This window comes from Alloactinosynnema sp. L-07 (assembly GCF_900070365.1).
Taxonomy (GTDB): domain Bacteria; phylum Actinomycetota; class Actinomycetes; order Mycobacteriales; family Pseudonocardiaceae; genus Actinokineospora.
In genome coordinates, this window is record NZ_LN850107.1 from 1,556,422 (window position 1) to 1,579,541 (window position 23,120).

The following is a 23,120-nucleotide window of genomic DNA, read 5'->3' on the forward strand; positions in this document are numbered from 1 at the left end:
GGGCACCCGTCAGGCGGCGGCGAGAAGCTCGGTCTTGGGTGCGTACGTCACCCAAGACCGTGTCCTCCCATAGAGTTAGGTCAGAAAGCGTCCGGCAGGTGGATGTCGGTGACGTGGACGTCCACCGCGACGACATCGAGGCCGAGGAACTTCTCGACGGCGTCGATCACGCTGATCCGAACCTGCTCGGCCACCGCGTTGACCGCGTGCCCGAAGTCGACCACCAGCGAGACCTTGATCGTGGCGATGACGCCGTCGACATCGACCGCGATGCTCTCGTCGCCGAGGTCGTGCACACCGTCGACCTTGCGGGCCACCATGTTCACGACCTTCGTGACGACCCCGTCGCCGACCGTCGTGCTACCGCGGGTGCCCGCTGCGGGCCGCGTGTCGGCCGCGACCGGCTCCGCGGCGGGCTCGACAACCAGCTCAGCTTGGTCGATGTCGATGTCGACGATGGCCGACTCGGCGGCGACAGCCACCGGCGCGTCATCAGACTTGTCAGCCACGGTCTCGCCAGCCACAGCTTCGTCGGCGACGGACTCGGCCACCTCCGCGACCGCACCGTCCTCATCGGCGAGTTCGGCGCCGTCCTCGCCGGCGACCGCTTCGTCGGACTCGACGGCGTCGACCTCGATCACGGCCTCGTCCTCGGCCGCGTCGCCTTCGGCCGCATCGCTCTCGGCTGCTTCGTCGTCGGTGACGGCTTCGTTTTCGGTTGCCACGTCGCCGTCGGTCGCGTCGTCCTCGGCCGTTTCGTCGCTCTCGGCTGCTTCGTCGGTGACGGCTTCGTCTTCGGCTGCGTCTTCGTCGGTTGCGTCGCTCTCGGCCGTGTCGTTGCCTTCGGCCGCGTTGTCCTCGATGGCGGCTGCGTCTTCGTCGGTCGTGTCGTCCTCGGCCGTGTCGTCGCCTTCGGCCGCGTTGTCCTCGGTGACGGCTTCGTCCTCGGCTGCTTCGTCACCCTCCGCCGCTTCGCCGTCGGTCACCGCGTCCTCCGCGTTGTCCGCCTCGACGGTCTCGGCGTCTTCGACCTCGTCCGCGGCCTGGTCATCGTCGGTGGACTCCCCGTCAGCGACGGCATCCGTGTCCTCGGCGGCTTCATCCAAGGTGTCGGCGTCGCCCGCGGCCTCGGTCGAGGCATCGGTGTCGAGGTCCGCGTCGGCGGTGGTGCCCTCGGTCTTGGCGGCGTCGTCGGCCGGGGCCACGGTCTCGGCCCTCACGATCTCGATCGCTTCGGTGGGCGCGTCCGAGGCGTGGGCCAGGATGGGGTCGGCCTGGATGGGGTCGGTGGCGGGGGCGGCCGGGGTGTAGCCGCCGGTCCGGCTGGTGTCGTTCTTGGAACGGCCGAAGATGCTGTTGATCACGTCAGACATGGTTGTGGTTTCCCCTTTTCGGGAGCGACGACGGGGGGAGGCGAGCAGACGGCGCCATGCTAGGACCACACCCATGATTCTGATCACTTGGCCCCGCCTTCGAGATTTCCTTGTGTCCCAACGCTGTTCAGCTTGAGACACGGCTTCACACGGTCGGCGGTATCGCGGCCGTCGTCGAGCCGTTGCGGCACGTTCGCCAAGTGTTCAACCCGGCACTTCGACCCTCGTGACACCGAACCCCGGCCCCAACTTCAGGCGGCGGGGAAGCCGTTGTGACGTCAGGAAACCACACGCGTCAAGCCCCCCGGGCCCGGAACGGTCAGGTCAGGGTGGCCGGGGTGCTCCGCCTGCGCCGGAGGCGGCCGGTCAGCAGCATCCCGTCGCGCAGGTTCAAGCTCATCATGGCGATATTGATCGCGCCGCCGAGCAGCTCCACTGCCTGGAGGACGACGAAGGTGGTGCCGAAGTCGCCGCCTGCGGACAGTCGCTGGAGCAGGATGGCGCTCGGGGTGAGCACGCCGAGTCCGATCGCCGCGACGACGATCATCCGCTTCTGCTTGACCCGCACCCGCGGCCCGCGGCGCGCTCCCATCAGCGCTCTGCCGCTTCCGCCGGTGATCATCATGCTCGGGACGAGCGCGATGATCCCGTAGAGGATCAGGGCCTTCGTCCCGGCGATGGTGTTGTGGTCACCACCGAGCTCAACCACGACGGAGGCGACGAAGAAAGTGGTGATCAGGACCAAGCCGAGGGTCCCGGCGACGGCGTGCACGCGGGTCTTCATCATTCTCCTCCTAGGGGTGGGTCCTGAGACGCGAGGTTGGCGTCGATGCGCCGGAGGGTCTGGTTGAGGTGGGCCACGTCTTCGTCGCTGATCCCGTCCAGCGCCCGGGCGAGCACATCCTGGGCGAGGGCGACCAGGGACGCCTGGAGTCGCCTGCCCTCCTCCGTGAGGAAGACCTCGAACGCCCGTCGGTCCTGCTCGTTCTGCCTGCGGAAGACGTAGGCGTCTCGCTCAAGCAGGGCGAGCATCCTGGTCACGTTCGGCTTGTCGTTGAACGTCCGTTCGGCCAGCTCCACCTGGGACAGCCCCTCCTCCTCCCAGAGCCGGGTCAGCAGCGCCCACTGCTCGGCGGTGACCGTGCGGCCGCTGCCGCGGAACGCGTGCAGCAGAGCGCGCTTGAGGTGGATGGCGGTTCGGTTGATGACGAATCCCGCCGAGTCGTCGAGCCTGAAGTCCGTCATGTGCCTCCTACCAATATCAGTTGTTATAACAACCGATACTACCGCAATCGCCCGGCCCATGGGGCGTGGAGCGCGCCCGGGTGAGCGGGGACGCGGTCACCCGGGGCCGAACGCCGATTCCGCGTTGTCGAGCGCCTGGCGGATTCGTGCGTCCTCTCGACTGCCTGTGGTGCTCAGTCGCAGCAGTGGCAGCCGGTGTGCGCGCAGGATCTCGTTCTTGATCGAGTCTCGCCGGAGCTGGTCTGGGTTGTTCTCGTGGAAGGCGAAGCCGTCGACTTCGATGGCCAGCGTCGGCTGGTTGGTCACCCGGTTGTAGACGACGAAGTCGACCGATGCTCGATTGCGCACGTAGGTGGCCTGATCGGGGGTGAGCCAGCTGAGGTCGGGAAGCAGGTTCCGCAGGAGGATCTGGCAGCTCACGGTCAGATGTAAGTACTCGCGCTCGGCGAGGATGTCGTGCAGCGTGGTCCAGATTATGTCCTCGGATCGGAAGTTCATCTCGTTTCTCAGCCGTGCGGCGAGCGGGCGCAGCCGTGCCGAGTACGCGCTGTAAAGCAGGTCGAACATCGAGACCACCGTGCTGTCCACGATGTCCTCGCCGGGGTTGTGGTAGCGGATGTAGCCGACCAGGTCCCGGATGTGGCGGCTGGTGGGCAGCAGGGCGTGGTTCGTCACCAGGATGAACCGCCGGACCGCCCGCGACACCGCCACGTTGATCATCCGTGGGTCATCCACAAAGGACATACCGGTCCGACCGCTCCACGTCTCGTCCAGGACTGTGCTCAGGATGACCACATCCTTCTGCCTGCCCTGGAACCTGTGGATGGTGTCGGCGGCGATCTGGTCGAGCGCGTCGCCGACTTTGTCGGCCTGAAGCCGGTACGGGGTGGTGACACCTATTTCGTCGTCGGCGACGCCCAAGCCGTACTCCTGGATCACCTCGTGGGCGATGACGTCCACTTCGCGCTGGTTCGAGCGGCCGCCGCCGCGGTGTTGGCGCATGTGGTTGCCCTCGACCGTGCGCACCACGATCATGGGCCGGTCGGCTCCGCTGATGGTGTACGGGATGAGTTCGCCGTCGTAGAACTTCTTGTTGCAGAAGCCGATGATGGCTGGGTCGCACCGGTAGTGCTCGCGCAGCAGCGTCCGCGGGAGATCGTCGCCGTGCAACTGGGCCAGCGAGGAGAGGAGACTGTGCTGTCGGCAGTCGTGGGCAGGCGTCGGCGGGTCAAGGTCGGCCGCGGCGTCGAGCGGGATGGGCGGCAGCTGCCGCTGGTCGCCGACTACCACGAGATTGCGGCAACACGACATGGCCAGTCCGGCCAGCAGCAGGTTGACCTGCGAAGCCTCGTCGATAATGAGGTAGTCGAGCAGGTATCCCTCAGCGATGCTCGCTCGCAACGAGTGACAGGTGCTCAGCAGCACCGGATAGTCCATGACGAACTTCGTGAACGTCCCACCCCGCCGGTACGTCTCCTCCTGGTACGTCGTGCGCTGGAGGCCCCGGTAGCGAGTGCCGAGGTGAGCGCTCAGGACCTGGACCGACAGCCGCTGGTGCTCCTCGGCCAACTGGTCGAAGTCCGCATGACGCAGTTGGTCCTCGGTTCGCCCGATCTCCTGCTCCAACTCGGCGATCCGCTTGTCGTAGTACGCCCGTTGCAGTCGGAGCACCACGTTGGTGTCACCATGGTCGAGCCCGCTCAAGGATCCGTACTTGAAATACTTCCGGACCCGCCGCAAGAGCCCTGGACGGGCACCGGCGTGCTCCACCTCGCTCTCAGCCAGGTAGTCGAGGACGCGGTCGGCCGAACGGCGCAGCAGTGGGAGGCCGGCCAGCTCAGGCACCTGCTCCTGCCGCACGTGCTGTTCGAAGTGCCGCAGCTCCAGCCGGTGGGCGTCGAGTGCTTGCCGCAGTTCGGCGCGGGTGCGCTCGGCGGTTTGCAGCAGGCGCAGCCGCTGGTCCAGAGCCGCTAGGCGTCCGGGGTCCCGGGGGTACGGCGGCGCGAGGTCCACGAGCCTGCTGACGCGTGCGTTGCGATCCGGTTGCCCCGCGAAGAACTCGGCCCTTTTCTCCCGTCGTCCGACGTTGGCGATCACGTGCCCGAAGTCCAGTTTGTCGAGCTTGTCCCGGACGTTGTCGACGGCGGTGTTGCCGAACGAGACCACGCCGACGGTCTTGCCCTCAATCGCGATGATGTTGGCGATCAGGTTCAAGATGGTCTCGGTCTTGCCAGTGCCCGGTGGCCCCTCGATGACCGAGAGGGAACGGGTGAGCGCGTTCTCGACCGCTCGCCGCTGGCTGATGTTGCAGCGGAAGGGAAAGATCGGGGCGGCGGACAGGGGCCTCGACCCGATCGGCGCACCGGCCAGGAACGAGCCCAGCACACTGTCCGGGTGGACGAAACGCAGCTTCTCGTAGGGCGGCTTGAGCGGATCATCCGCGGGCAGACGCGCCACGACGCCGCGCCAGTAGCCCAGCACGTCGGCCACAGCTTGATTCCGCGTGGCCGAGGCGAGGACGCGGACCTTCGAAGCGGGGTAGGTGCTGTATGCCTCGCCCCTCGCCTTTCGGTAGAAGATCCGAGTCCACGCGCCCTCTGGATGGGCGAAGGTCAAGACCTCGGTCGCGCCCGCCCAGACAACGCCGTCGACCTCGACTCCGGTTCCATCGCCGAGGCTGACACTTGTGGGACTACGGAGGATCCGCACACGTTTCAGCCCGTACTTGAATACTCGACTTCCGCCGAAGTCGATCTCGACTTTCCCGATCGCGGTGTGGACCGCGTATCGGGAGACGCTCGACGTCTTGTCGATGAACGGCTGTGACTCATCCTGGCGAATCAACACAGCGTCACGGCGTGGATCGATCACGCGTACCCCCCAGTCCAACGTGATCATGATCGTACGTCACGGAGGGCGACTGGTTGGATACGGCAGGGCTACCACTTCCGCAGGATCAGCAGGTGGCGCATGGCGTGCTCGCCGAAGCTGCTGCCTTACGGCGCTACGCAGCCGGGCGGCAGGGCGAACCAGCGCAGCGACTCGAAGTCCTCGGCCAGCCCGCTGGGCCCGTCGACGGCGACGTCCGCCTTGGCCATGAGGATCCGCCGGGCCCGGTCGAGGTGCTCGACCAGCGCGTCCTCACCGAGTGCGGCGGCCGTCGGCGCGTGCTCGGGTCGCCGGAGATTCGGTACGTGGGGCATGAACTCGTCAGAACGGTGGTGGCGCCAAAGGCCGGTGTGCGCGTCGAAGCGGTAGTCGGGCAGCAGCCGTGTGCCGTGGTCGGCGAGGAGCGTGACGGCGTCGACGAGATAGTCCCGGACGGCGTCGGAGATGAAGTAGTTGAAGTTCAGCCGGACCCACCCCGGTTTGATGCCGTCACAGCCGCGGGCGCTCTCGTCGTCGTAGGCGTGGGACCGGATGGGGTCGATCGCGAGGAGCCGGTGTCCATAGGGCCCGGCACACGAACAGCCGCCGCGGGACTGCACGCCGAACAGGTCATTGAGGACGGCGACCACGAAGTTGTGGTGCAGGAAGAGCTCACCAGCCCGGATCTGGAAGGACACAATGGACAGTCGGGCCGACCGGTGGTCGCCGAGCACCTGGATGCCGGGATGGGCGGACCAGCGGTCCACGGCGTTGTGCCAGAGGCGTTCTTCCTTGGTCTGAATGAGGTCCGTGCCCACCGAGTCCTTGAGCGCGAACACGATCCCCGCGCGGATGGACTCCACGATCGCCGGTGTGCCGCCTTCCTCCCGGGCGACCCGGTCGGCGAGATAGCGATGGCCCAGCGGGCCGACGAAAGCCACGGTACCGCCGCCGGGAGTGGTCGGGACCCGGTTGGCGACGAGGTCGCGCCGCACGACGAGCACTCCAGGCGTCTGCGGGCCGCCGACGAACTTGTGCGGTGACAGGAAGAGCGCGTCCTTGTGGTCACCTCGCCCCGGCGCGCTCTCGGCCATCCGGATCGGGACGTAGGGTCCGGCGGCCGCGTAGTCCCAAAAGGACAGAGCGCCGTGCCGGTGCAGGATCGACGCGAGGCGGTCGGTGTCGGTGAGGATGCCGGTGACGTTGGAGGCGGCGGAGAAGCTGCCGATCCGCAGCGGCCGATCGGCGTGCTCTTGGAGCCCTCGCTCGAGCTGGTCGAGGTCGATGTGGCCGTCGGCGTCCTCGTCGATGACGACGACGTCGGCGACGGACTCACGCCAGGGCAGCTCGTTGGAGTGGTGCTCGTAGGGGCCGACGAACACGACGGGCCGGTCGGCGGCGGGAATGTGGTCACTGAGCCGGTAGCGCTCATCCATCCCGCCGGGGACGCGGAGTTCGAGGATGCCGATCAGCTTGTTCACCGCGGCCGTGGCACCCGACCCGCAGAAGATCACGATGTCGTCCGCCGTGGCGCCGACGGACGCGTGGATGATGTCGCGCGCCTGCTCGCGCAACAGCCCGGTGTGCAGTCCGGTGCCGGAGCTCTCGGTGTGGGTGTTGGCGTAGCGCGGCAGGACGTGCTCGCGGACGAAGTCCTCGACGAAGTCGAGCGCCCGGCCGGAGGCCGTGTAATCGGCGTAAGTGATCCTGTGCGGACCGTAAGGACCGTCCAGGATCTCGCCTTCGCCGACCAGGCCCCGGCGGATTCGTTCGAGCAGCACGGGAGCGGACACGTCGCTGGGCCGTGCGGACGTCGTCACGGCGGACTCCCTGCCTCGTCGATACCGGTCCAGTCTGGACGCTTGGCCACGGCGGCGCTGAGGCCGGTGGTCCTCGGTGGAAGGGGCCAAGGACCCCTTCTGCAGGCGACCGACAGCGAAAATCGGGAAGTTTGTGATGGCGCGGTGGCCGCGAGTGACGAACGGTCCCGTCGAGGGAAGTCCACCTGTCCGTCAAGGGCGGCGGTGGCGAACGCAAAGATGCCGTTAAGGAAGTAGTGACTTCACCCGCTCTCGCGAGTATAACAAGTTCTAATCCAGCGAGAGTGGGGTGGGTCCCATCATGGACGAAACAGGGCCATTAGGCGCATCTAAGCGTGTCACCCGTCGTGCGTTTCTTGTAGGAACAGGTTCCATTATTGGTGTGGCAGCGTTGGCAGGCCAAGCAAGCGCGACGACGCGGATTCCGGTCTTGGTGATCGGCACCGGGTACGGCGGTGCGGTCGCCGCGTTGCGGCTGGCCCAGGCGGGGGTCGATGTCCATATGGTCGAGATGGGCCTGGCCTGGGACACCCCGGGCCCGGACGGCACGATCTTCGCGAACATGACCAACCCGGACCACCGGTCGTATTGGCTGCGCACCAAGACCAAACAACCCCTCAGCAACTTCCTCGGATTCCCGGTCGACAAGGACATCTCGCGCTACACCGGGATCCTCGACGCCGAGGAGTTCAGCGGCATCACTGTCTATCAGGGCCGCGGTGTGGGCGGCGGGTCGCTGGTGAACGGCGGCATGGCGGTCACGCCGCGGCGCGAGCGGTTCAGGGCTGTCCTCCCGTCGGTCGATGTCGATGAGATGTACAACGTGTACTACCCGCGCGCCAACGCCGTGTTGGGCGTCAACACCGTCGACCCGGTCTGGTGGGAGACCGCCGAGTGCTACCGCTTCGCTCGGGTCGGCCGCAAGCACGCCCAGCGGTCGGGGCTCCAGTTCGTCTTCGTGCCCAGCGTGTACGACTTCGACTATATGAAGCGGGAAGCCGCCGGGTCCGCGCCCAGGTCCGCGTTGGCCGCCGAGGTCATCTACGGCAACAACCACGGCAAGAAGACGCTGCAACAGACTTACCTCGCCCTGGCCAAGGCCACCGGTCGGGTCACTATCTCGCCGCTGCACAAGGTCACGTCGGTGACCCCGACCGCGGGCGGCGGCTACACGGTGGCCATCGACTGGCTCGACACAGCGGGAAACACCACGGCGTCGGTGACCACCACCGCGGCGAAGGTCTTCTTCGCCGCGGGCAGTGTCGGCACCAGCAAGCTGCTGACGAAGCTGAAGGCCACCGGTGGGCTGCCCGGGTTGAACAATGAGATCGGCAAGGGCTGGGGCGACAACGGCAACGTCATGTGCGGCCGTGCCAACCACATGTGGGATCCGACCGGCGCGCTGCAGGCGTCCATGCCGACCGCGGGTATCGACAACTGGGACGCGGGCGGCGCCTTCGCCGAGGTTGCGCCGATACCGACCGGGATGGAGACCTACGCCTCCCTCTATCTGTCGATCACGAAGAACCCGCACCGAGCCGAGTTCTCCTGGAACGCCACGACCGGAAAGGTCGACCTGAACTGGCGGACGGCGTGGAAACAACCCGCGATCGAGGCCGCGAAGACGATCTTCGACAAGATCAACGCGAAGGAGGGGACGATCTACCGCACCGACTTGTTCGGCTTCTGCAAGACCTGGGGTGACCAGCTCACCTACCACCCTCTCGGCGGCGCGGTACTGAACAAGGCGACCGACAACTACGGCCGCCTGCACGGCCACCCCGGCCTCTACGTCATCGACGGCGCGCTGATTCCTGGCAACACCAGCGTCAACCCGTTCGTCACCATCACCGCACTCGCCGAACGGAACATCGAGAACATCATCGCCAACGACCTGTGACCGTCGGGGCAGAAAGGGGTCGCGGTCACTGCCAGGTCATGTCGATCCGGCGTTCGAAGGTGACATAGCCCGCCTGGGCGAAGGCCGCCGCCATCGGTGTGTTGCCGACGTCGGTCGCCGCGCGGATCCGCGGTACGTTCTGCTCGGCGAGTACGCGGGTACCCGCGGCGAGAACGTCGTGGATGTATCCGTTGCCGCGATGCGCGGGCACCACGCCGAGGTACCCGATGATCGGGTTGTAGCCGTTGTGCGCCGGCGTCACGAACCCGACCGGCTCACCGTCGGGAAGGGTCGCGATCCGCCACCAGTCGGGCGGGCTGGCGAAGCGCTCGAATTCGTCGCGATACTGCTTGTGCGCAGCCTGACTGGGGGTCATGCGGGTCAGGTCGTCGCGACTGTGCGCGTCGAGGGTGCCGTCCAGCACGAGCGTCATGAGCTCGATGAGTTCGCCCGGGTCGCCCACCGGCCGGAAGGCGAGTCGCCCGGTGGGTTCGGGAATGGGCGTGCCGGGTCGCCACTCCAGCCGCAGCCGCTCGACGAACAGCTTCGCCCCGACCCGCCCGAGCGCGCCCATCCGGACGTCGACCGCCTGCCGCGTGGTCTCGTGGTCGCGCCAGTCCGCGGGGAGGCACCGGCAGTACTCGGGGGGCGTCGCGCCGGTGGGAACCACCGTTGGCAGGGCGGTTTCCAGCAAACGCACACCGTCGTCGATGTCGCCGTCGATGTCGAGGATGTCCATGAGCAGCGGGTGCTCATCGCCGGCCTGCGACCACCAGCCTGCCCGCGCCACCACGCGGTCACCGCGCAGAGCGAGCCACAGCCACTCCGGCCGCCGTCGATTGGTCGCCAGGTCGTCGGCGACCTCATCGTTGATGACATACGGCAAGCTGTTGAACAGGTCCAGCTCATCGGGTCCGGTGAGCGGCCGCACGGTCAGGTCGTGCTGGTGCGAAGTCAAGGACACTCTCTCTCATGAGGCTAGCCACAGTTCTATTCGGCGGGTCTCGCTGCCGCAACCCGATAACCGGGGGACGCCGACGTCCGCGGGCACGGCGCTCCGTAGACCCTAGGGGAAGATCTACACCTAGAGGATGACCTCGACTCCTACCTGAGGATGTGGCGCGCCCGAGGGCATCGTGGAAAGACTCGGACTGTCAGCTGACGGTTTCGGGAGGAAACATATGAGAACCAGGGGAATGCGGGTCGCTGGGGTGATCGCGGCCGTCACGGCGCTCGCCGTCACCAGTGCGGCGAGCGCCGCCGCGCAGGGCGCCGCGCCGCGGGTCGATCGGGGGGTGGTGCAGGCCGGACTGGACAAGATGGCCGCCGATGGTGCCGCGGGGGTGCAGGTCCGGATCACCGATGGCCGGGTGTCGTTCACCGCGCGCAGCGGAGTCGCCGAGGTGGGCAAGATCCGGCCGGTGCCTACAAATGGGCACTTTCGGATCGGCAGCATCACCAAGACCTTCGTCTCCACCGTGGTCCTGCAGCTGGTCGGCGAAGGCAAGATCGGACTCGACACGCCGATCTCGACCTACCTGCCCGGCCTGCTGCCCGACGGCGACACCATCACGGTGCGAAACCTGTTGCAGCACACCAGCGGGCTCTACAACTACACGGACTCGCTGCCGCTGGACCCGGCCGGGTTCGAGACCATCAGGTTCAAGCACTACGAGCCCCGCGAACTGATCGCACTGTCCACTTCGCACCCGCTGAACTTCCCGCCGGGCACGGACTTCAGCTACTCCAACACCAACTACATCGTGGTCGGCCTGCTGATCGAGAAGATCACCGGCACGCCGTACGAACAGGCGGTCCGGGATCGAATCCTGCGGCCATTGCACCTGCGGGAGACCAGCGTGCCCGGCGACCGCGTCACGATGCCCGCACCACACGCCCATGGGTACTCCCAGCCGACCAACCCGCCGGTGGACGTCACCAGGCTCAACCCGTCATGGGGCTGGGCGGCAGGCGAGATGGTCTCGACCACGGCCGACCTGGACCGGTTCATGGCCGCCCTGCTGCGGGGCGAACTGCTTCGGCCCGCGCAGCTCGCCGAGCTGACCAAGAGTCTGCCGTTCACCGACGGGTACGGCCTCGGCATCACGTCGATCCCGCTGCCGTGCGGGGCGACGGTGATCGGGCACGACGGCGGCATCCCCGGCTACGTCAGCGTCGCGGTCACCACCAAGGACGCCAGGACCCGGCTCGAACTCTCCGTCACCACCGGACCGGAGGCGGGTGAACTCGCCGGGTTCGAGCAGGTGATCAACGAGGTGTTCTGCCCGTAGTCACGCGACCTGATCAGCCAGGCTGAGGCGTGGGTAGGTGGTCCGTGCGTTGGCGGTCGCCATCGCGCGGACCACCCGCTCGGCGTCGGCGGTCGTGATCAGGTCGTCGGCGATCCAGGAGTCGATCAGGCGGCCGACGTGGTGGCGGAACAGGGCCGCGCCGAGGTAGTGGGTTTCGGGGACGCCGCAGCCGTCGGAGGAGTAGAGGACCGACGGGAACGGCGCGAGTTCGAGCAGTTCGGCGTACACCGTGTCCGCTCTGGCGCCGACGAGCGGGACGGCGAGTCCTACGTCGACGCGGACGTGTCCGAAGACGTGGGCGAGGTAGCCCGCTTCGCGGTGGAACGGCCAGCAGTGCAGTAGCACGACCGTCACCCCATTGTCCTTGGTGGACCTGAGGAAGTCGGTCAGCAGCACTGGATTGGCCTGGTCCAGCCGTAGGTCGTCGTCGCCGAACCCGGTGTGCACCTGGACTGGTAGGCCGAGTTCGGCGCCGATGACGGTGGTCTCGTGCAGCAGCCACGCGAGCAGGACCGGGTCGGTCAGCCGCGCCTGTCCCGACCGCTGCCACCGGTCGGCCGCCCGGCGCGCGTCGGCGTCGTCGGGACGCGTGCGCGGAACGGCGAGACCGCAGCGGTAGGCGATCACCGTCTTGAACGCGACCGCGCGCTTACCGCGCTCGGCCAACCGTTCGCGAAGCGCGTCGAGGGTGAGATCGCCTTGCCCGGCCAGGGTCTCCGCGACCTGCTCGACGCGCACGATCTCGTGGTCGGCGCCGCCGCCGATCTGCCCGGGCATGACGGCGTCGGGCGGGTAGCCGGTGTCGACCAGCCAGTCGGTGACCCCGGTGGCCAGGAGCAGGCGGGTAGCGACCTGTTCGGCGCCGAGGGATATGCGCGCTTCGGTGTACTCGGCGGGGGTGCTGTGTGGCGCCAGGCCCAGCACGGGGGCGCACCACTTGCGGATCGCCAGGCCCAGCATCGAGTCGAACGGGTCGCCGCCGTGGCCGCGGCCCTCGCCCAGCAGCGCGGTGAACCGGCGATGGTCGAGGTCTCGGGGGATGACGCCGTGACAGTGGTGGTCGACCAGCGGCAGCCCGTCGGTGATCACCAGACCCACCTGGTGGCGGCGGCCAGGTCCGCCTCGCTCAGGCCCGCGCAGCGCCGATGTTCGCCGCGTCGGACGGTGATGATCGCGTCGTGCAGTTCCGGGCCCAGCGCCGCGGCCAGCACGGTCGAGGATTCCAGCGCGTCCGCCGCCTCGGCCGCGGCGGCGGGCAGCGGCGGCACCCGGTCCGGCTCGGGGAGGGTCGCGGGGTCCCCGGTGATCGGGGCGGGCAGCCGCAGGTCCGCGTCGACACCGGCGAGTCCGGCCGCGATGACCGCGCCGACCAGCAGATACGGGTTGGCGCTGGCGTCGACGCATTTCAGCTCGGCGTTGGCGGATCGCGGCTCGGTCCCGATCACCCCGGTGATCATCCGCAGCGCCGCTTCGCGCGTCTCGTGTCCCCAGCACTGCCACGCGCCCGCCCAGCGGGATGGGCGCAGCCGAAGAAAGCTCGCCGGGTGGCCCGCGCCGATCGCCACCAGGGCGGGCAGTTCGCGCAGCACGCCCGCAAGAAACGCTTCGCCGGACGTGCGCAGCCCCAGCGGCCCGTCGCCGCCGTGGAAAGCCGGGCCGTCAGCGTCGTGCACCGAGAAGTGCAGGTGCGCACCCGAGCCGACGCCGACGCCGTCGACCGATGGCGCGAAGGAGGCCCGCTTGCCATGGCTGTGGCTGACGGAACGGATCGTGTGGCGCACCAGCAGCGCGTCGTCGGCGGCCGCCACTGGATCGTTGGGCGCCACGGACAGTTCGAGCTGCGCGGTCGCGTACTCCGGGTGGAATTGCTCGACGGTCAGACCTTGTGCGCGCAGCGCCGCGACGACTTCCCGGGCGTACCCGGCGACCTGTTCCAACCGGACCTGCCCGTACGCCGGACCGTGCAGTGCCGGGACGAACTCGTCGCTGTCCGCACCGAGGATCCATTCGTGCTCGATCGCCATCACCAGCCGCAGGCCAAGGCGCTGGGCGGCGTCGACCTGCCGGGCGGCGAACGCCCGCTGGCAGGCGACGAACCGGGCACCGTCCTGGGTGAACTTGTCGGCGGGCGCCCAAGCCCACCCTGGCATGGCGGCGAGCCCGACCAGCCTGCGCACGTCCGGGACGAGCCGCAGGTCGCCGTCCGGTCCACCGAGGTAGCGGCCGGCGTCGCCGATGTCGTCCGCGCCGAAGGTCTCGAAGCACGGCGACGCGCCCACCCCGGTCGAGGCCACCGCGGGCAGCCGGTCCAGCGGCACCGCCTTCACCCGGACGACGCCCGCGTTGTCGACGAACGACACCTCCACCATGTCGACACCCGAGTCGCGCAGCCGCTGGACCGCGCGTTCAGCCGGTGCCGGATCTGCGGGGATGCGATCGTTCACGTAACGGTTCTACCACGGCCAGTGACGGACCCGGCGCCGATCAGACTGCAAGAGAGCTTCGCGGGTGGGCAGGCCCGCACCCCCAGTGGCGGGCCGGCCCAACCCGGCGGCCTATGGCTAGCACTAGCTGACGCGGCCACCCGCCACGTCATAGGCGACGTTCACGGTTTCGTCGGCGCCCGGGTTGGGCCGCCACGAGCCGCCGAAGCTGTTCCCGCCGTCAGTGAAGCGGCCGGTGAAGGTCGCGTCGAGGGGGCCGTAGTTCACCGTGATGGTCACCTCGTCGCCGTCGACCCGCCACAGGTAGGGCAGCGGCTGCGGGGACATGTTCGAGTACACCGTCGACGGGTACGTGCCGGTCTCCGGGTCGTAGCCGATGATCTCGGTGCTGTCGATCTGCACCATGCCCGCGAAGTCGAGGCTGATGTGCTGCTCCAGGAAGAAGCCGCCCGGCATCCAGCGGAACTCGACCTTTCCGTGGATGTTCTGCTCCTCGGCGCCGACCAGCCCGCCGCGCATCTCCCATGAGCCGATGAACTTGTCGAGGGCCTTGAGGGCCGGATCCGGGGTGAGGGGCTGGATCTGCGTGTTCTCCGACATCGTTCTCTCTCCTTGTTCTCCGTCTTGGTGACAAGGTCAATCCTGCAGTGCGCGGAAGCCCAGAAGATCAGCCACGTGGCTGATATGCGCCGCGAGGGTGGCTGACTGGCAGACTGCACAGCGATGCTGGGCTATCAGGGGCCGCCCGCCGAGCTGACCAGCTTCATCGGGCGCCAGACGGAATTGCAGGCCGTGGCCGGGGTGTTGGCCACCGCGCGGATGGTCACACTCGCGGGCCCCGGGGGCTGCGGCAAGACCCGGTTGGCGGCGCGTGTGGCGAGCGAGCGCGACGGCGCCTGGGTCGACCTGGCGGCCACGGCCGACCCGGCGACGGTCGCCCCGCTCGTCGCGACCGCGCTCGGCGTCCCGCACGCGGGCGACGGCACCGTCGCCACGCTCGCGGCCCAACTGGGCGGCGAGTCCGTCCTGGTGTGCGTGGACAACTGCGAGCACGTGTTGGGCGCCGCCGCCGAGGTGGTGAGCCAGTTGCTGGCTCGCTGCCCTGGGGTGACCGTGCTGGCCACGAGCCGCGAGCCGCTGCGGGTGGCAGGCGAGGTGGTCTGGCGCGTGCCCCCGCTGACCGCGGCTGACTCGCTCGCGCTCTTCCACGCCAGGTCGGGCCAGACTAGCGAGGACGACGCGATCCGCTCCGCGTGCGCGCGGCTGGAGGGGATGCCGCTGGCGGTCGAACTGGCCGCCGCGTGGACGGGCGCGCTGTCGCCGCGGGAGATCCTCGATGGACTCGACGACCGGTTTCGGCTGCTCATCCGCGGTCCGCACGGGGTGGCCGCGCGGCACCAGACGCTGTCGGCGTCGATGGCGTGGAGCTACGACCTGCTCGACGCGGAAGACCGGGCGCTGTTCGACCGCCTCTCGGTGTTCCACGGCGGGTTCACCGCGGCGGCGGCGGAAGGGGTGTGCGGGCGCCCGGTCCTGCTGGGACTGCGGTCGCTGATCGACAAGTCGTTGCTCGTCGCGGACACCACCGGCGAGGTCACCCGGTACCGGATGCTGGAGACCGTCCACGAGTACGCCAAGTCCCGCCTGGCCGACCCCGACGCGGTCCGCGACCGGCATCTCGAAGTGTTCGCCGCCGTCGCGGCGTCCGCGCGGCCGCTGCTGGACAGCGACAAGGACTCGTGGCGCGTGCTGATCGGCGCCGACTACCAGAACTTCCGTGCCGCGGTCGACTGGGGACTGTCGCGTGTGGATGGTTGTCGGCTCGCAGCTGACCTGGCCTGGTACTGGCACTTCAGCCGCCACGGCGGTGAAGGACTCTCCCTGCTGCGGCGCGCGGTGGACGCGTGTCCCGAGCGCACCGCTTTACGCGCGCGGCTGCTCACCGGCCTCGCGCTCGTTGGCGACACGGCAGGCAGTCCCGAGTACGCCGCGGCCGCCGAGGCGGCCGCGATAGCCCGCGAGGTGGGCGACGACGAGACGGCGGCGCTGGCGTTGTCGCTCAGCGCGGTGGGCGCCCTGGCGACCGGCTTCGACGCGGCGTGGGCGCTGGCCGAGGAATCCGACGCGGCGGCCGGGCACACCGGCTTCGCCCACGACGCCGCGATGGTGCTCCACGGCCTGGTCTGCCACCTGCGCGACGACCACGCGCGCGCGATTCCGCTGCTGGAGGCCGCGGTCGCCGGGCTGCTACCGCGCGGCGACCGCGGCGTGGGCGCCACCGCGCTCGGCTTCCTCGCCACCAGCGTCGCGCACACCGGCGACCTCGACCACGCTCGCGCGCTCGCCGAACAGGCCGTGGAAGTGGCTACCCCGCTCGGCGACTACCACCGGGTGGGCTCAGCGCGTGCGGTGCTGGCACACGTGCACACGCTCGCGGGCGACCTGGAGCGGGCGTGGGCGGCGGTCGAGCCGGTGCGCGCGGTCGCCGAGGCCGGTGGCGTGTTCATCCCCGGCCTGGCCCAGAGAATCGCCGCACTGCACCGCGCGGGCGGCGACCAGGACGCGGCCGCGGCGTGGTTCACCAGGGACCTGCCGCACCCGGCGGCCCGGGTAGGCCTGGCGTCCGTGCTGCGCGACCCCGAGGCGGCCCGTCAGCACGCCGCCGAGGCGCTGGACCAGGCCAGGGCGATGGGAATGCCAGGTTTCGCCGCCGACGCGCTGACCGTCCAGGCCACAGTGGACGCCAGCGTCGACCTGCACCACGAAGCGCTGGCGCTGCGTTGGGAGCACGGCCTGCGTCTGGCTTGCGTGGCCAGCCTGGAGGCCCTGGCCGACCTCACCGCCGACGACCGCCTGCGCGACCAGGCGATGCCGCTGGACGACCGGGTCGCCTACGCGCGCCGCTCACGCGGGAAACGTTCACGCCCCACCAGCGGCTGGGCGAGTCTGACACCGACGGAACTGAGCGTGGTGGAGTTGGCGGTGGAAGGCCTGAACAACCCGGACATCGCGGGCAAGCTGTATATGAGCCGAGCGACGGTGAAGACTCACCTGTCCCACGTTTACGCCAAACTCGCCATCGCCAACCGCACCCAACTCGCCGCGGCGCACCGGGACCACACTCGGTAGCCCTATCGGACAACCAGCTCCGGTTCACAAACCTGGCTTTGCCCACGTGCGCGCCGCACGTGTTCAGGCACCTCGGCGAGCTGGTCCGGGATGGGCCAACGAGCGGCGAGCAACGCTCAGTTGTGATGGGCGTCACATGACGGCGCGCGCCGGCGATGACACTGACAGGAACGGAGTCGGTCGTCACCACTGGTAGTCGCATATCACTCAAAGTAGACGCGAGGAAGCGGAGCGCTGCACCCACAAAACTGGATCCAGGGGAGTTCACATGACAACGAAGGCGATCGTCACGCCGCGCTCGGCCGCCACGGGTCAGTTCCGGCCGAGCGAGACCGAGTCGGACGCAGGCGTCGAAGTCGAGGCCATGCTCGCCGAGGGCGCTGTGGTCAAAGGGGCCCAGGAGCAGTTGGAGGCGCTGGAGGCGCAGGGCTATCGGGTCAAGATGATGCCGGGCGCCGGCCTCATCGACCTCGGCGCCACCCTCATCGACACGGAGAGCGACGCGGAGAGTCCGCCGGTTCCGGCGGAGCTGGAGGTCCCGGCGGAACTCGCCGACGAGTGGCCGCACCACCTCATCCAGCTCGTCGCACCGCCGCGCGCCGAGTGGCTCGCCGAGATCGAGGCTCGCGGCGTCGATGTCATCGAGCCGACCGGCGCGTACGGCGTGCTGGTGAGCGGGACCCCCGACGCGGTCGCGCGCCTGATCGAGCTGACCTTCGTCACGTGGACCGGGCCGATGAAGCCCGCCTACCGGATCCACCCGAACCTGGCGGACGCCACCGGCACCATCTCTTACGTCAGCGTCTCCGTCTATCCGCCGTCCGCGGTCGACGAGGTCCGCCAGGCGGTCGAGGAAGTGAACGGGACGGTCGTCAGCGACTCGCGCGCCGAGTCCGACGCGCCGCTCTACGCCACGATCTCGGTCGAGATCGACGCGGAAAGCATCCCGACGATCGCCCGCCTGCCGCATGTCCGGCTGCTCGAACGAGTGGACGACAAGCCCGGTCTCGACGGCGAGCGCGAGTCGCAGTTGGTCCGTGAGCAAATTCCGCCAACGACCGGTTACCTGGGCTGGCTCGCGTCGGTCGGTCTCGGCGGGGGCACCGGGGTGAACGTGGCCATCTGCGACACCGGTGTCGACAAGAACGCGACCAACAACACGACCGGCCACCTCGACATCCGCGGCCGTCAGGTCGCGTTCGTCAACTACGACTCAAGCGCCACCATCCTCGACGTCCAAGGACACGGCACCCATGTCGCGGGCATCGCCGTCGGCAACGGGGGCAGCGGCGACACCGAGGGCGCCGCGCCGGACGACTTCCTCAGCGGGCTCGGCGTCGCCCCGCAATCCGGTCTGGTGACCCAGAACGGACTTGAGGGCCCATGGCCGCCCGCGGACTTCGGCCAGTTCACGCGCGACGCGGTGAACAACGGTGCCGCCGTGCAGAACAACTCGTGGTTCTCGTCGCCCGCCGGGAGTGGCTACACCGCCGCCGCCCGCCGGTATGACCAATTGGTGCGCGACCCGGACGACGCGACCGCGGGACTCGACTCGCTGGTGATCGTCTTCTCGGCGGGCAACGCGGGCGGGCGGTCGGGGACGATCACCGGCCCCAAGGAAGCCAAGAACGTCATCGTCGTCGGCAACTCGCTCAACGCCCGCCCCGGGCAGGGCTTCCCGAGCGACGACGTCCAGGGCATCGCGTCGAGTTCGAGCCGTGGTCCCGCCGCGGACGGCCGGATCCTGCCCAACGTCTGCGCGCCGGGCACCGACGTGAACTCCGCGCAGGCGGGCACCGGCGGCCATGTCCTGATGACCGGGACATCGATGGCCGCTCCGCACGTCACGGGCGCGATCGCGGTGATCATCGAGTGGTGGCGGGCCCGCACCGGCGGCGCCACCCCGAGCGCGGCGATGGCCAAGGCGCTGGTCATCAACGGCGCGGAGGACATGGCGGGCGGCCCCAACTGGAGGTCGTACTCCGCTGCGGAGTGGACCAACCTCGGTGGCGGTCTGCGCTCGGTTTCCGCGCTCGGCCACACCCCGGCCGAGGCGGTCGACCAGGCCCCGGGCGGCGTGTTCGGGGCGATGACCCAGGTCGGCAGCGTCGCGGCCGTGGTGAGTCCGGGCCACTGGCACTACGACGCGGGCACCGACGTCATGACCTTCCGGCCCATCTCCGCGGGCGCCACCAGGCTGAACTTGCGCGACACGGCCCCGCTCACGTCGATCCCGAACAACGACCAGGGCTGGGGACGGGTGAGCCTGGAGAACGTGCTCGAACAGGCACCCGTGTCCGACCGCGGGCCGAAGATCTTCTCCGACCAGCGGCACGCGTTCACCTCGGCGGGCCAGGAGCACCTCATCCGGGTCGCGCCCGCCGACCCGACCCGGCCGCTGCGGATCACTCTCGCGTGGACGGACGCGCCGGGGGCGGTCGTGGCCAACCCCGCGATCGTGAACGACCTCGACCTCGAGGTGACCGAGCTGGACACCGGCGTCGTGTTCAAGGGCAACGTGTTCGCGGGCGGGTTCTCGGCGGCGGGCGGCGTGTTCGACAACATCAACAACATCGAGTGCGTCTACCTCCAGAACCCGGCGGGCACCTACGAGGTCCGCGTGATCGCCGCGGCCGTGTCGGCGAGCGCTCGGCCGGACATCGCGACCCCGTGGCAGGACTTCGCACTCGTGATCGACAACGCCGAGGTGCCGCCCGCGGCGCCGGTGAGCGTCGTCCCGGTGATCGACCGTTCGGGCAGCATGATCGTCTACGGATACGAGGCGGTCACCCGGACCGCGTCCAAGCAGTTCCTCGACCTGATGTCGCTGGACGACCAGGTCGGCGTCGTCAGCTTCGGCAGCACCGGGGACGTCGAGTTCCCGACGGGTCCCGCTCCGGCCGCGCAGACGATCACCGGCCAGCCGGTCCGCGACGCGGCCAAGGCCGAGGTCGACACGACCGTGTTCGGCGGGTGCACGTTCATGGGTGAGGGCATCGTCAAGGCGCGGGATCTGCTCGCGACGTCGACGGTGACGAGCCGCGCCATGGTGCTGCTGTCCGACGGGTACGACAACAAGGGGTGCGACGCGGCCAATCCGGCGAAGCCGTCGGCACTCGACGCCGTCGCGACGCTGCCGAGCACGGTGCCGGTGTACACCTGCGCGATGGGGCCCGCTTCGGACCAGGCACTGTTGGAGCAGATCGCGGACATCTCCGACGGCCGCTACTACTTCATGCCGACGATCGACGACCTGTTCGAGATCTACAACTACATCCGCGGCCAGGTCTCCGGCGACGGCATCGTCGTCAACGAGTCGGCGCTCGCGTCCACCAGTCGCGTCGCGGCCTTCGTCGATGACGAGGCGGCCCAGGCCACCTTCACGGTGTCCTGGGCGGACACATCGCTGCGCTTCGTGGCGGAGAGCGCCAAGAAGGCGGATCAGATCTGCGTGCGCCTGCGGGACCCGAAGGGCAGGCTGGTGCCCGCGCACTCGAGCCTGTTGCGCCGGACCGAAGGGCGCGGGTACGTCGCGTTCGACGTCGCGGAGCCACTGGCCGGGAAGTGGTTCATCGAGGTGTCGACCGCACGGGAACGGCACACCCGCTTCACCGCGGCCGGATTCGTGCGATCGCCGATCCACCTGCACGTCAGCCTGGGTCCGCGCCGGTTCACCGCGGGCAGCCCACTGCTGGTGACGACCAAGATGACCGACGGCAACCGGCTGTTCAACCCCAGCAAGCCGACGGGGCTGGTGGTGGCACCGGCACTCAGCCTGCAGAGCCTCAGCAAGACCCACGCCGAGGCTCTGCGTGGGATCGACCCGGTGAAGGTGCCCGATGGCGACTCCATGCCGCAGGACGTCGGCAAGTTGCTGGCATTGCGCGCACGGCTGCTGGCGGCGGGCAAGCCGGACCTGTTCCAGTTCGCCGCCGCCCGGATGCGACTCTCGGACACCATGCCGAGGCGGAATGGCGGTGCGCCCGAGGCCGCGTTGCCGCTCGTCACCGGCCGCTTCACCCGGACCACGGAAGCGGGCAGCTACAACGTCCGCGTCACCGCGACCGGCCGGTCGCCGCACTCCGGCCACAGGTACGTCCGCACCCAACTCGCAAGCACCGTGGCGACACCGTAGGCGAGTAGGCCCACCTGGTGACCAGGTCTGCTCGCAGGCAGGCCTGGTCACCCGTCCGCGGGCTGGCCGCTTCGCGCTCGGGCCTCGGACAGCAGCCACTCGCGGATCGACCGACGCGACGGGGGAGGCGGCAGCTCGGCCTCCACCCAGCCATCGACGACGCGGGTCCGATACACGGTCGCTCCCCGCTCAGGCAGGTCCGTGCGCTCGCCGGTCGCGAGATCGAAACACCAGAAGTGACCTGGGCAGACCAGCGTCCCGTCTCTGACCACACCATCCGACAGCGCGACATCCCGGTGGGGACACCGGTCGAGCATGGCGACGTACTCGCCGTCGCCCCTGTCCACCACGCACACGCGGTCGGACTCCCCGACGATCCGGCCCACGGGCCTGCCTGCCGGGACCTCCTCGACTCGGCAGACGCGCTGCCAGCGGCCGGTCACTGGCTCCACCCCAGCCCGGCCGAGATGCGCGCGGCCGTCTCCACGACGTGCCGGGCCAGGTGGCGCAGTCCCGCGTCGACATCCTCGACGAACTGTGCGACCGACACCGACGCGACCACCCGGCCGAGCGGGTCGCGCACCGGTGCCGCGATCGAGCACATTCCCGCCTGGGACTCCCCGCGGTTCTCGGCGAAGCCCTGCTGCCGGACCGTGGTGAGTTCGGCGATCAGCGCGGCGCGCGAGGTGAGTGTTCTGGGTGTCTTCGGGGTGAGCCGCATGCCCTCGATGAGACGGTCCCGCTGTTCGGCCGGGAGGTAGGCGAGCAGCACTTTGCCGCTGGAGGTCGCGTGGGCGGCGTTGCGGGCACCGACCGAGCGGAAGACCGGGATCGTGCCCGGCCCCTCGCGTCGCTCGATGTAGAGCACGTCGGGGCCGTCGAGAATCGCGATGTGCAGGGTGCCGGTGGTGAGCGTGCGCAGGTGGTCGAGCGGCATCGTGGCCGCCTCGTGCAGTCGCTGCGCGGTTTCGGCGCTGGCGCCCAGCGAACGCATGGCGGAGGTCAGGCGGAACAGCCCGGTCTCCTCGACCTTCTCCAGCAGCCCTTCCTCGACCAGGGTCCAGATGATCCGGTGGGCGGTGCTCTTGCCGACGCCGACCCGGCGGGCCAGCTGGCTGACCCCGAGCTGGGTGCTGTGCTTGCCGAACTCCCGCAGGATCCGGGCGGCGGCGGCCACACTGGACAGCCGCTCCGCGCTCGCGGTCATCGTGCCGTCACGTCGCGCAGGACGGCTTCCAGGCAGGAGTCCGCTGTGGACCCGGGTGCGGGGGTGACTCGGCCCGCGGTGAGGTCGGCGGCAAGCAGCGCGGCGGCGCGGTCGAGCCCGATGCGGACGCACGCGGCCAACTCGTCGACCAGACCGACCTGGTGGGGCAGGGCCCGCCGGAGCCGGTCGGTGTCCCGGGCGGTCTTCGCGTGCATGTTGGCCAGCGCCACCCCCGAGTGTTGGGCGTGGTGCGCGGTCAGGCCGCCGCCGACGGCGACCGTCAGGTGGTAGACGGTGTCGCTGACCCCGAGCACGCGGCGGATGTCGTCCGGAGCGTCCTCGGTGAGGATGCCCAGCTCAGGCAGCACCGACGGGTCGTAGAAGCGCAGCGTCCACCGGGTTCCGTCGTACTCGTCGACCACCGCCACCTCCGGGCCGCGGGGCGCGGGCAGGGCGTCGGTGGTGGCGACCAAGTGGAGCCGGTGGGCGGCCGCGGCGATCACGGTGATGTCGGCCGCGACGAGCGGCAGCGCCCCGCGCTCGGCGGGTGGCAGGTACCGCACGTGGTCCAGATAGGTCGTGTGCACGGCCCACACGTACTCCCGGACCGTGTCGCGCATCGCCTCCGGCGCCTTCTCCCGCACCTCCACAGCGTGACCCGTTCGAGCGCGGTCGGCACCTTGTGTT

Annotated in this window: 16 protein-coding genes; 4 read left to right on the top strand and 12 right to left on the bottom strand. The window is 69.3% G+C overall.

Features of this window, described 5'->3' with window-relative positions:
- Positions 1–80 precede the first annotated feature (80 nt).
- The 5 genes from BN1701_RS07470 to BN1701_RS07490 form a co-directional block, all read right to left on the bottom strand.
- Positions 81–1,460, bottom strand: coding sequence for an Asp23/Gls24 family envelope stress response protein (locus BN1701_RS07470; RefSeq protein ID WP_157367809.1), 1,380 nt, complete (start codon positions 1,458–1,460; stop codon positions 81–83).
- A gap of 232 nt (positions 1,461–1,692) precedes the next feature.
- The gene (locus BN1701_RS07475; protein ID WP_054046772.1) at positions 1,693–2,157 is read right to left on the bottom strand and encodes a hypothetical protein; all 465 of its coding nucleotides are present in this window, start codon (positions 2,155–2,157) and stop codon (positions 1,693–1,695) included.
- Positions 2,157–2,618: a MarR family winged helix-turn-helix transcriptional regulator gene (locus BN1701_RS07480; RefSeq protein ID WP_054046775.1), complete on the bottom strand. Its 462-nt coding sequence runs from the start codon at positions 2,616–2,618 to the stop codon at positions 2,157–2,159. The genes BN1701_RS07475 and BN1701_RS07480 overlap by 1 nt, the downstream gene beginning before the upstream one ends.
- A 96-nt stretch (positions 2,619–2,714) precedes the next feature.
- A complete protein-coding gene (locus BN1701_RS07485) occupies positions 2,715–5,489 on the bottom strand; it encodes an AAA domain-containing protein (protein ID WP_054046777.1) in 2,775 nt (924 codons plus the stop codon).
- A gap of 125 nt (positions 5,490–5,614) precedes the next feature.
- The gene (locus BN1701_RS07490) at positions 5,615–7,306 is read right to left on the bottom strand and encodes an aminotransferase class V-fold PLP-dependent enzyme (protein WP_054046779.1); all 1,692 of its coding nucleotides are present in this window, start codon (positions 7,304–7,306) and stop codon (positions 5,615–5,617) included.
- Between the two features lie 376 nt (positions 7,307–7,682).
- On the opposite strand from BN1701_RS07490, the gene BN1701_RS07495 reads away from it, so the two are divergent.
- Complete coding sequence (locus BN1701_RS07495; RefSeq protein WP_054055696.1) at positions 7,683–9,206, top strand: GMC family oxidoreductase; 1,524 nt, start codon at positions 7,683–7,685, stop codon at positions 9,204–9,206.
- 25 nt (positions 9,207–9,231) lie between these two features.
- Here BN1701_RS07495 and BN1701_RS07500 read toward each other — a convergent pair whose 3' ends face one another.
- Entirely contained in the window at positions 9,232–10,164 is a 933-nt protein-coding gene (locus BN1701_RS07500) for a GNAT family N-acetyltransferase (RefSeq protein WP_054055697.1), read from the bottom strand.
- Between the two features lie 223 nt (positions 10,165–10,387).
- On the opposite strand from BN1701_RS07500, the gene BN1701_RS07505 reads away from it, so the two are divergent.
- The gene (locus BN1701_RS07505; RefSeq protein ID WP_054046781.1) at positions 10,388–11,497 is read left to right on the top strand and encodes a serine hydrolase; all 1,110 of its coding nucleotides are present in this window, start codon (positions 10,388–10,390) and stop codon (positions 11,495–11,497) included.
- Here BN1701_RS07505 and BN1701_RS07510 read toward each other — a convergent pair whose 3' ends face one another.
- From BN1701_RS07510 to BN1701_RS07520, 3 genes are all read right to left on the bottom strand, one after another.
- Positions 11,498–12,607 (bottom strand): amidohydrolase family protein, encoded by a 1,110-nt coding sequence (locus BN1701_RS07510; RefSeq protein ID WP_054055698.1) that lies wholly within the window; start codon positions 12,605–12,607, stop codon positions 11,498–11,500.
- Positions 12,604–13,962 carry a glutamine synthetase family protein gene (locus BN1701_RS07515; RefSeq protein WP_054046783.1) on the bottom strand — a complete coding sequence of 453 codons (1,359 nt, stop codon included), beginning with the start codon at positions 13,960–13,962 and terminating at the stop codon, positions 12,604–12,606. The genes BN1701_RS07510 and BN1701_RS07515 overlap by 4 nt, the downstream gene beginning before the upstream one ends.
- 123 nt (positions 13,963–14,085) lie before the next feature.
- A complete protein-coding gene (locus tag BN1701_RS07520; RefSeq protein WP_054046785.1) occupies positions 14,086–14,562 on the bottom strand; it encodes a DUF1579 family protein in 477 nt (158 codons plus the stop codon).
- Positions 14,563–14,685: 123 nt separating this feature from the next.
- On the opposite strand from BN1701_RS07520, the gene BN1701_RS07525 reads away from it, so the two are divergent.
- Positions 14,686–17,091, top strand: a complete 2,406-nt coding sequence (locus tag BN1701_RS07525) for a LuxR C-terminal-related transcriptional regulator (RefSeq protein WP_054046787.1) — start codon at positions 14,686–14,688, stop codon at positions 17,089–17,091.
- 268 nt (positions 17,092–17,359) lie between these two features.
- The gene (locus BN1701_RS07530) at positions 17,360–21,226 is read left to right on the top strand and encodes a S8 family serine peptidase (RefSeq protein ID WP_054046788.1); all 3,867 of its coding nucleotides are present in this window, start codon (positions 17,360–17,362) and stop codon (positions 21,224–21,226) included.
- Positions 21,227–21,273: 47 nt separating this feature from the next.
- Here BN1701_RS07530 and BN1701_RS07535 read toward each other — a convergent pair whose 3' ends face one another.
- From BN1701_RS07535 to BN1701_RS07545, 3 genes are read right to left on the bottom strand one after another with little or no spacing between them, the layout of a single operon-like run.
- A complete protein-coding gene (locus BN1701_RS07535) occupies positions 21,274–21,669 on the bottom strand; it encodes a Rieske (2Fe-2S) protein (protein WP_054046790.1) in 396 nt (131 codons plus the stop codon).
- A complete protein-coding gene (locus BN1701_RS07540; protein ID WP_054046792.1) occupies positions 21,666–22,433 on the bottom strand; it encodes an IclR family transcriptional regulator in 768 nt (255 codons plus the stop codon). The genes BN1701_RS07535 and BN1701_RS07540 overlap by 4 nt, the downstream gene beginning before the upstream one ends.
- Positions 22,430–23,077: a hypothetical protein gene (locus BN1701_RS07545; protein ID WP_157367810.1), complete on the bottom strand. Its 648-nt coding sequence runs from the start codon at positions 23,075–23,077 to the stop codon at positions 22,430–22,432. Before BN1701_RS07545 ends, BN1701_RS07540 begins: the two co-directional genes overlap by 4 nt.
- Positions 23,078–23,120 lie beyond the last annotated feature (43 nt).

What these genes read in the sequence shown, in the direction of transcription:
- BN1701_RS07480 (WP_054046775.1), bottom strand. Translation starts at nt 2,618, where the DNA reads ATGACGGACTTCAGGCTCGACGACTCGGCGGGATTCGTCATCAACCGA.
- BN1701_RS07540 (WP_054046792.1), bottom strand. Translation starts at nt 22,433, where the DNA reads ATGACCGCGAGCGCGGAGCGGCTGTCCAGTGTGGCCGCCGCCGCCCGG.
- BN1701_RS07505 (WP_054046781.1), top strand. Translation starts at nt 10,388, where the DNA reads ATGAGAACCAGGGGAATGCGGGTCGCTGGGGTGATCGCGGCCGTCACG.
- BN1701_RS07520 (WP_054046785.1), bottom strand. Translation starts at nt 14,562, where the DNA reads ATGTCGGAGAACACGCAGATCCAGCCCCTCACCCCGGATCCGGCCCTC.
- BN1701_RS07525 (WP_054046787.1), top strand. Translation starts at nt 14,686, where the DNA reads ATGCTGGGCTATCAGGGGCCGCCCGCCGAGCTGACCAGCTTCATCGGG.
- BN1701_RS07475 (WP_054046772.1), bottom strand. Translation starts at nt 2,157, where the DNA reads ATGAAGACCCGCGTGCACGCCGTCGCCGGGACCCTCGGCTTGGTCCTG.
- BN1701_RS07530 (WP_054046788.1), top strand. Translation starts at nt 17,360, where the DNA reads ATGACAACGAAGGCGATCGTCACGCCGCGCTCGGCCGCCACGGGTCAG.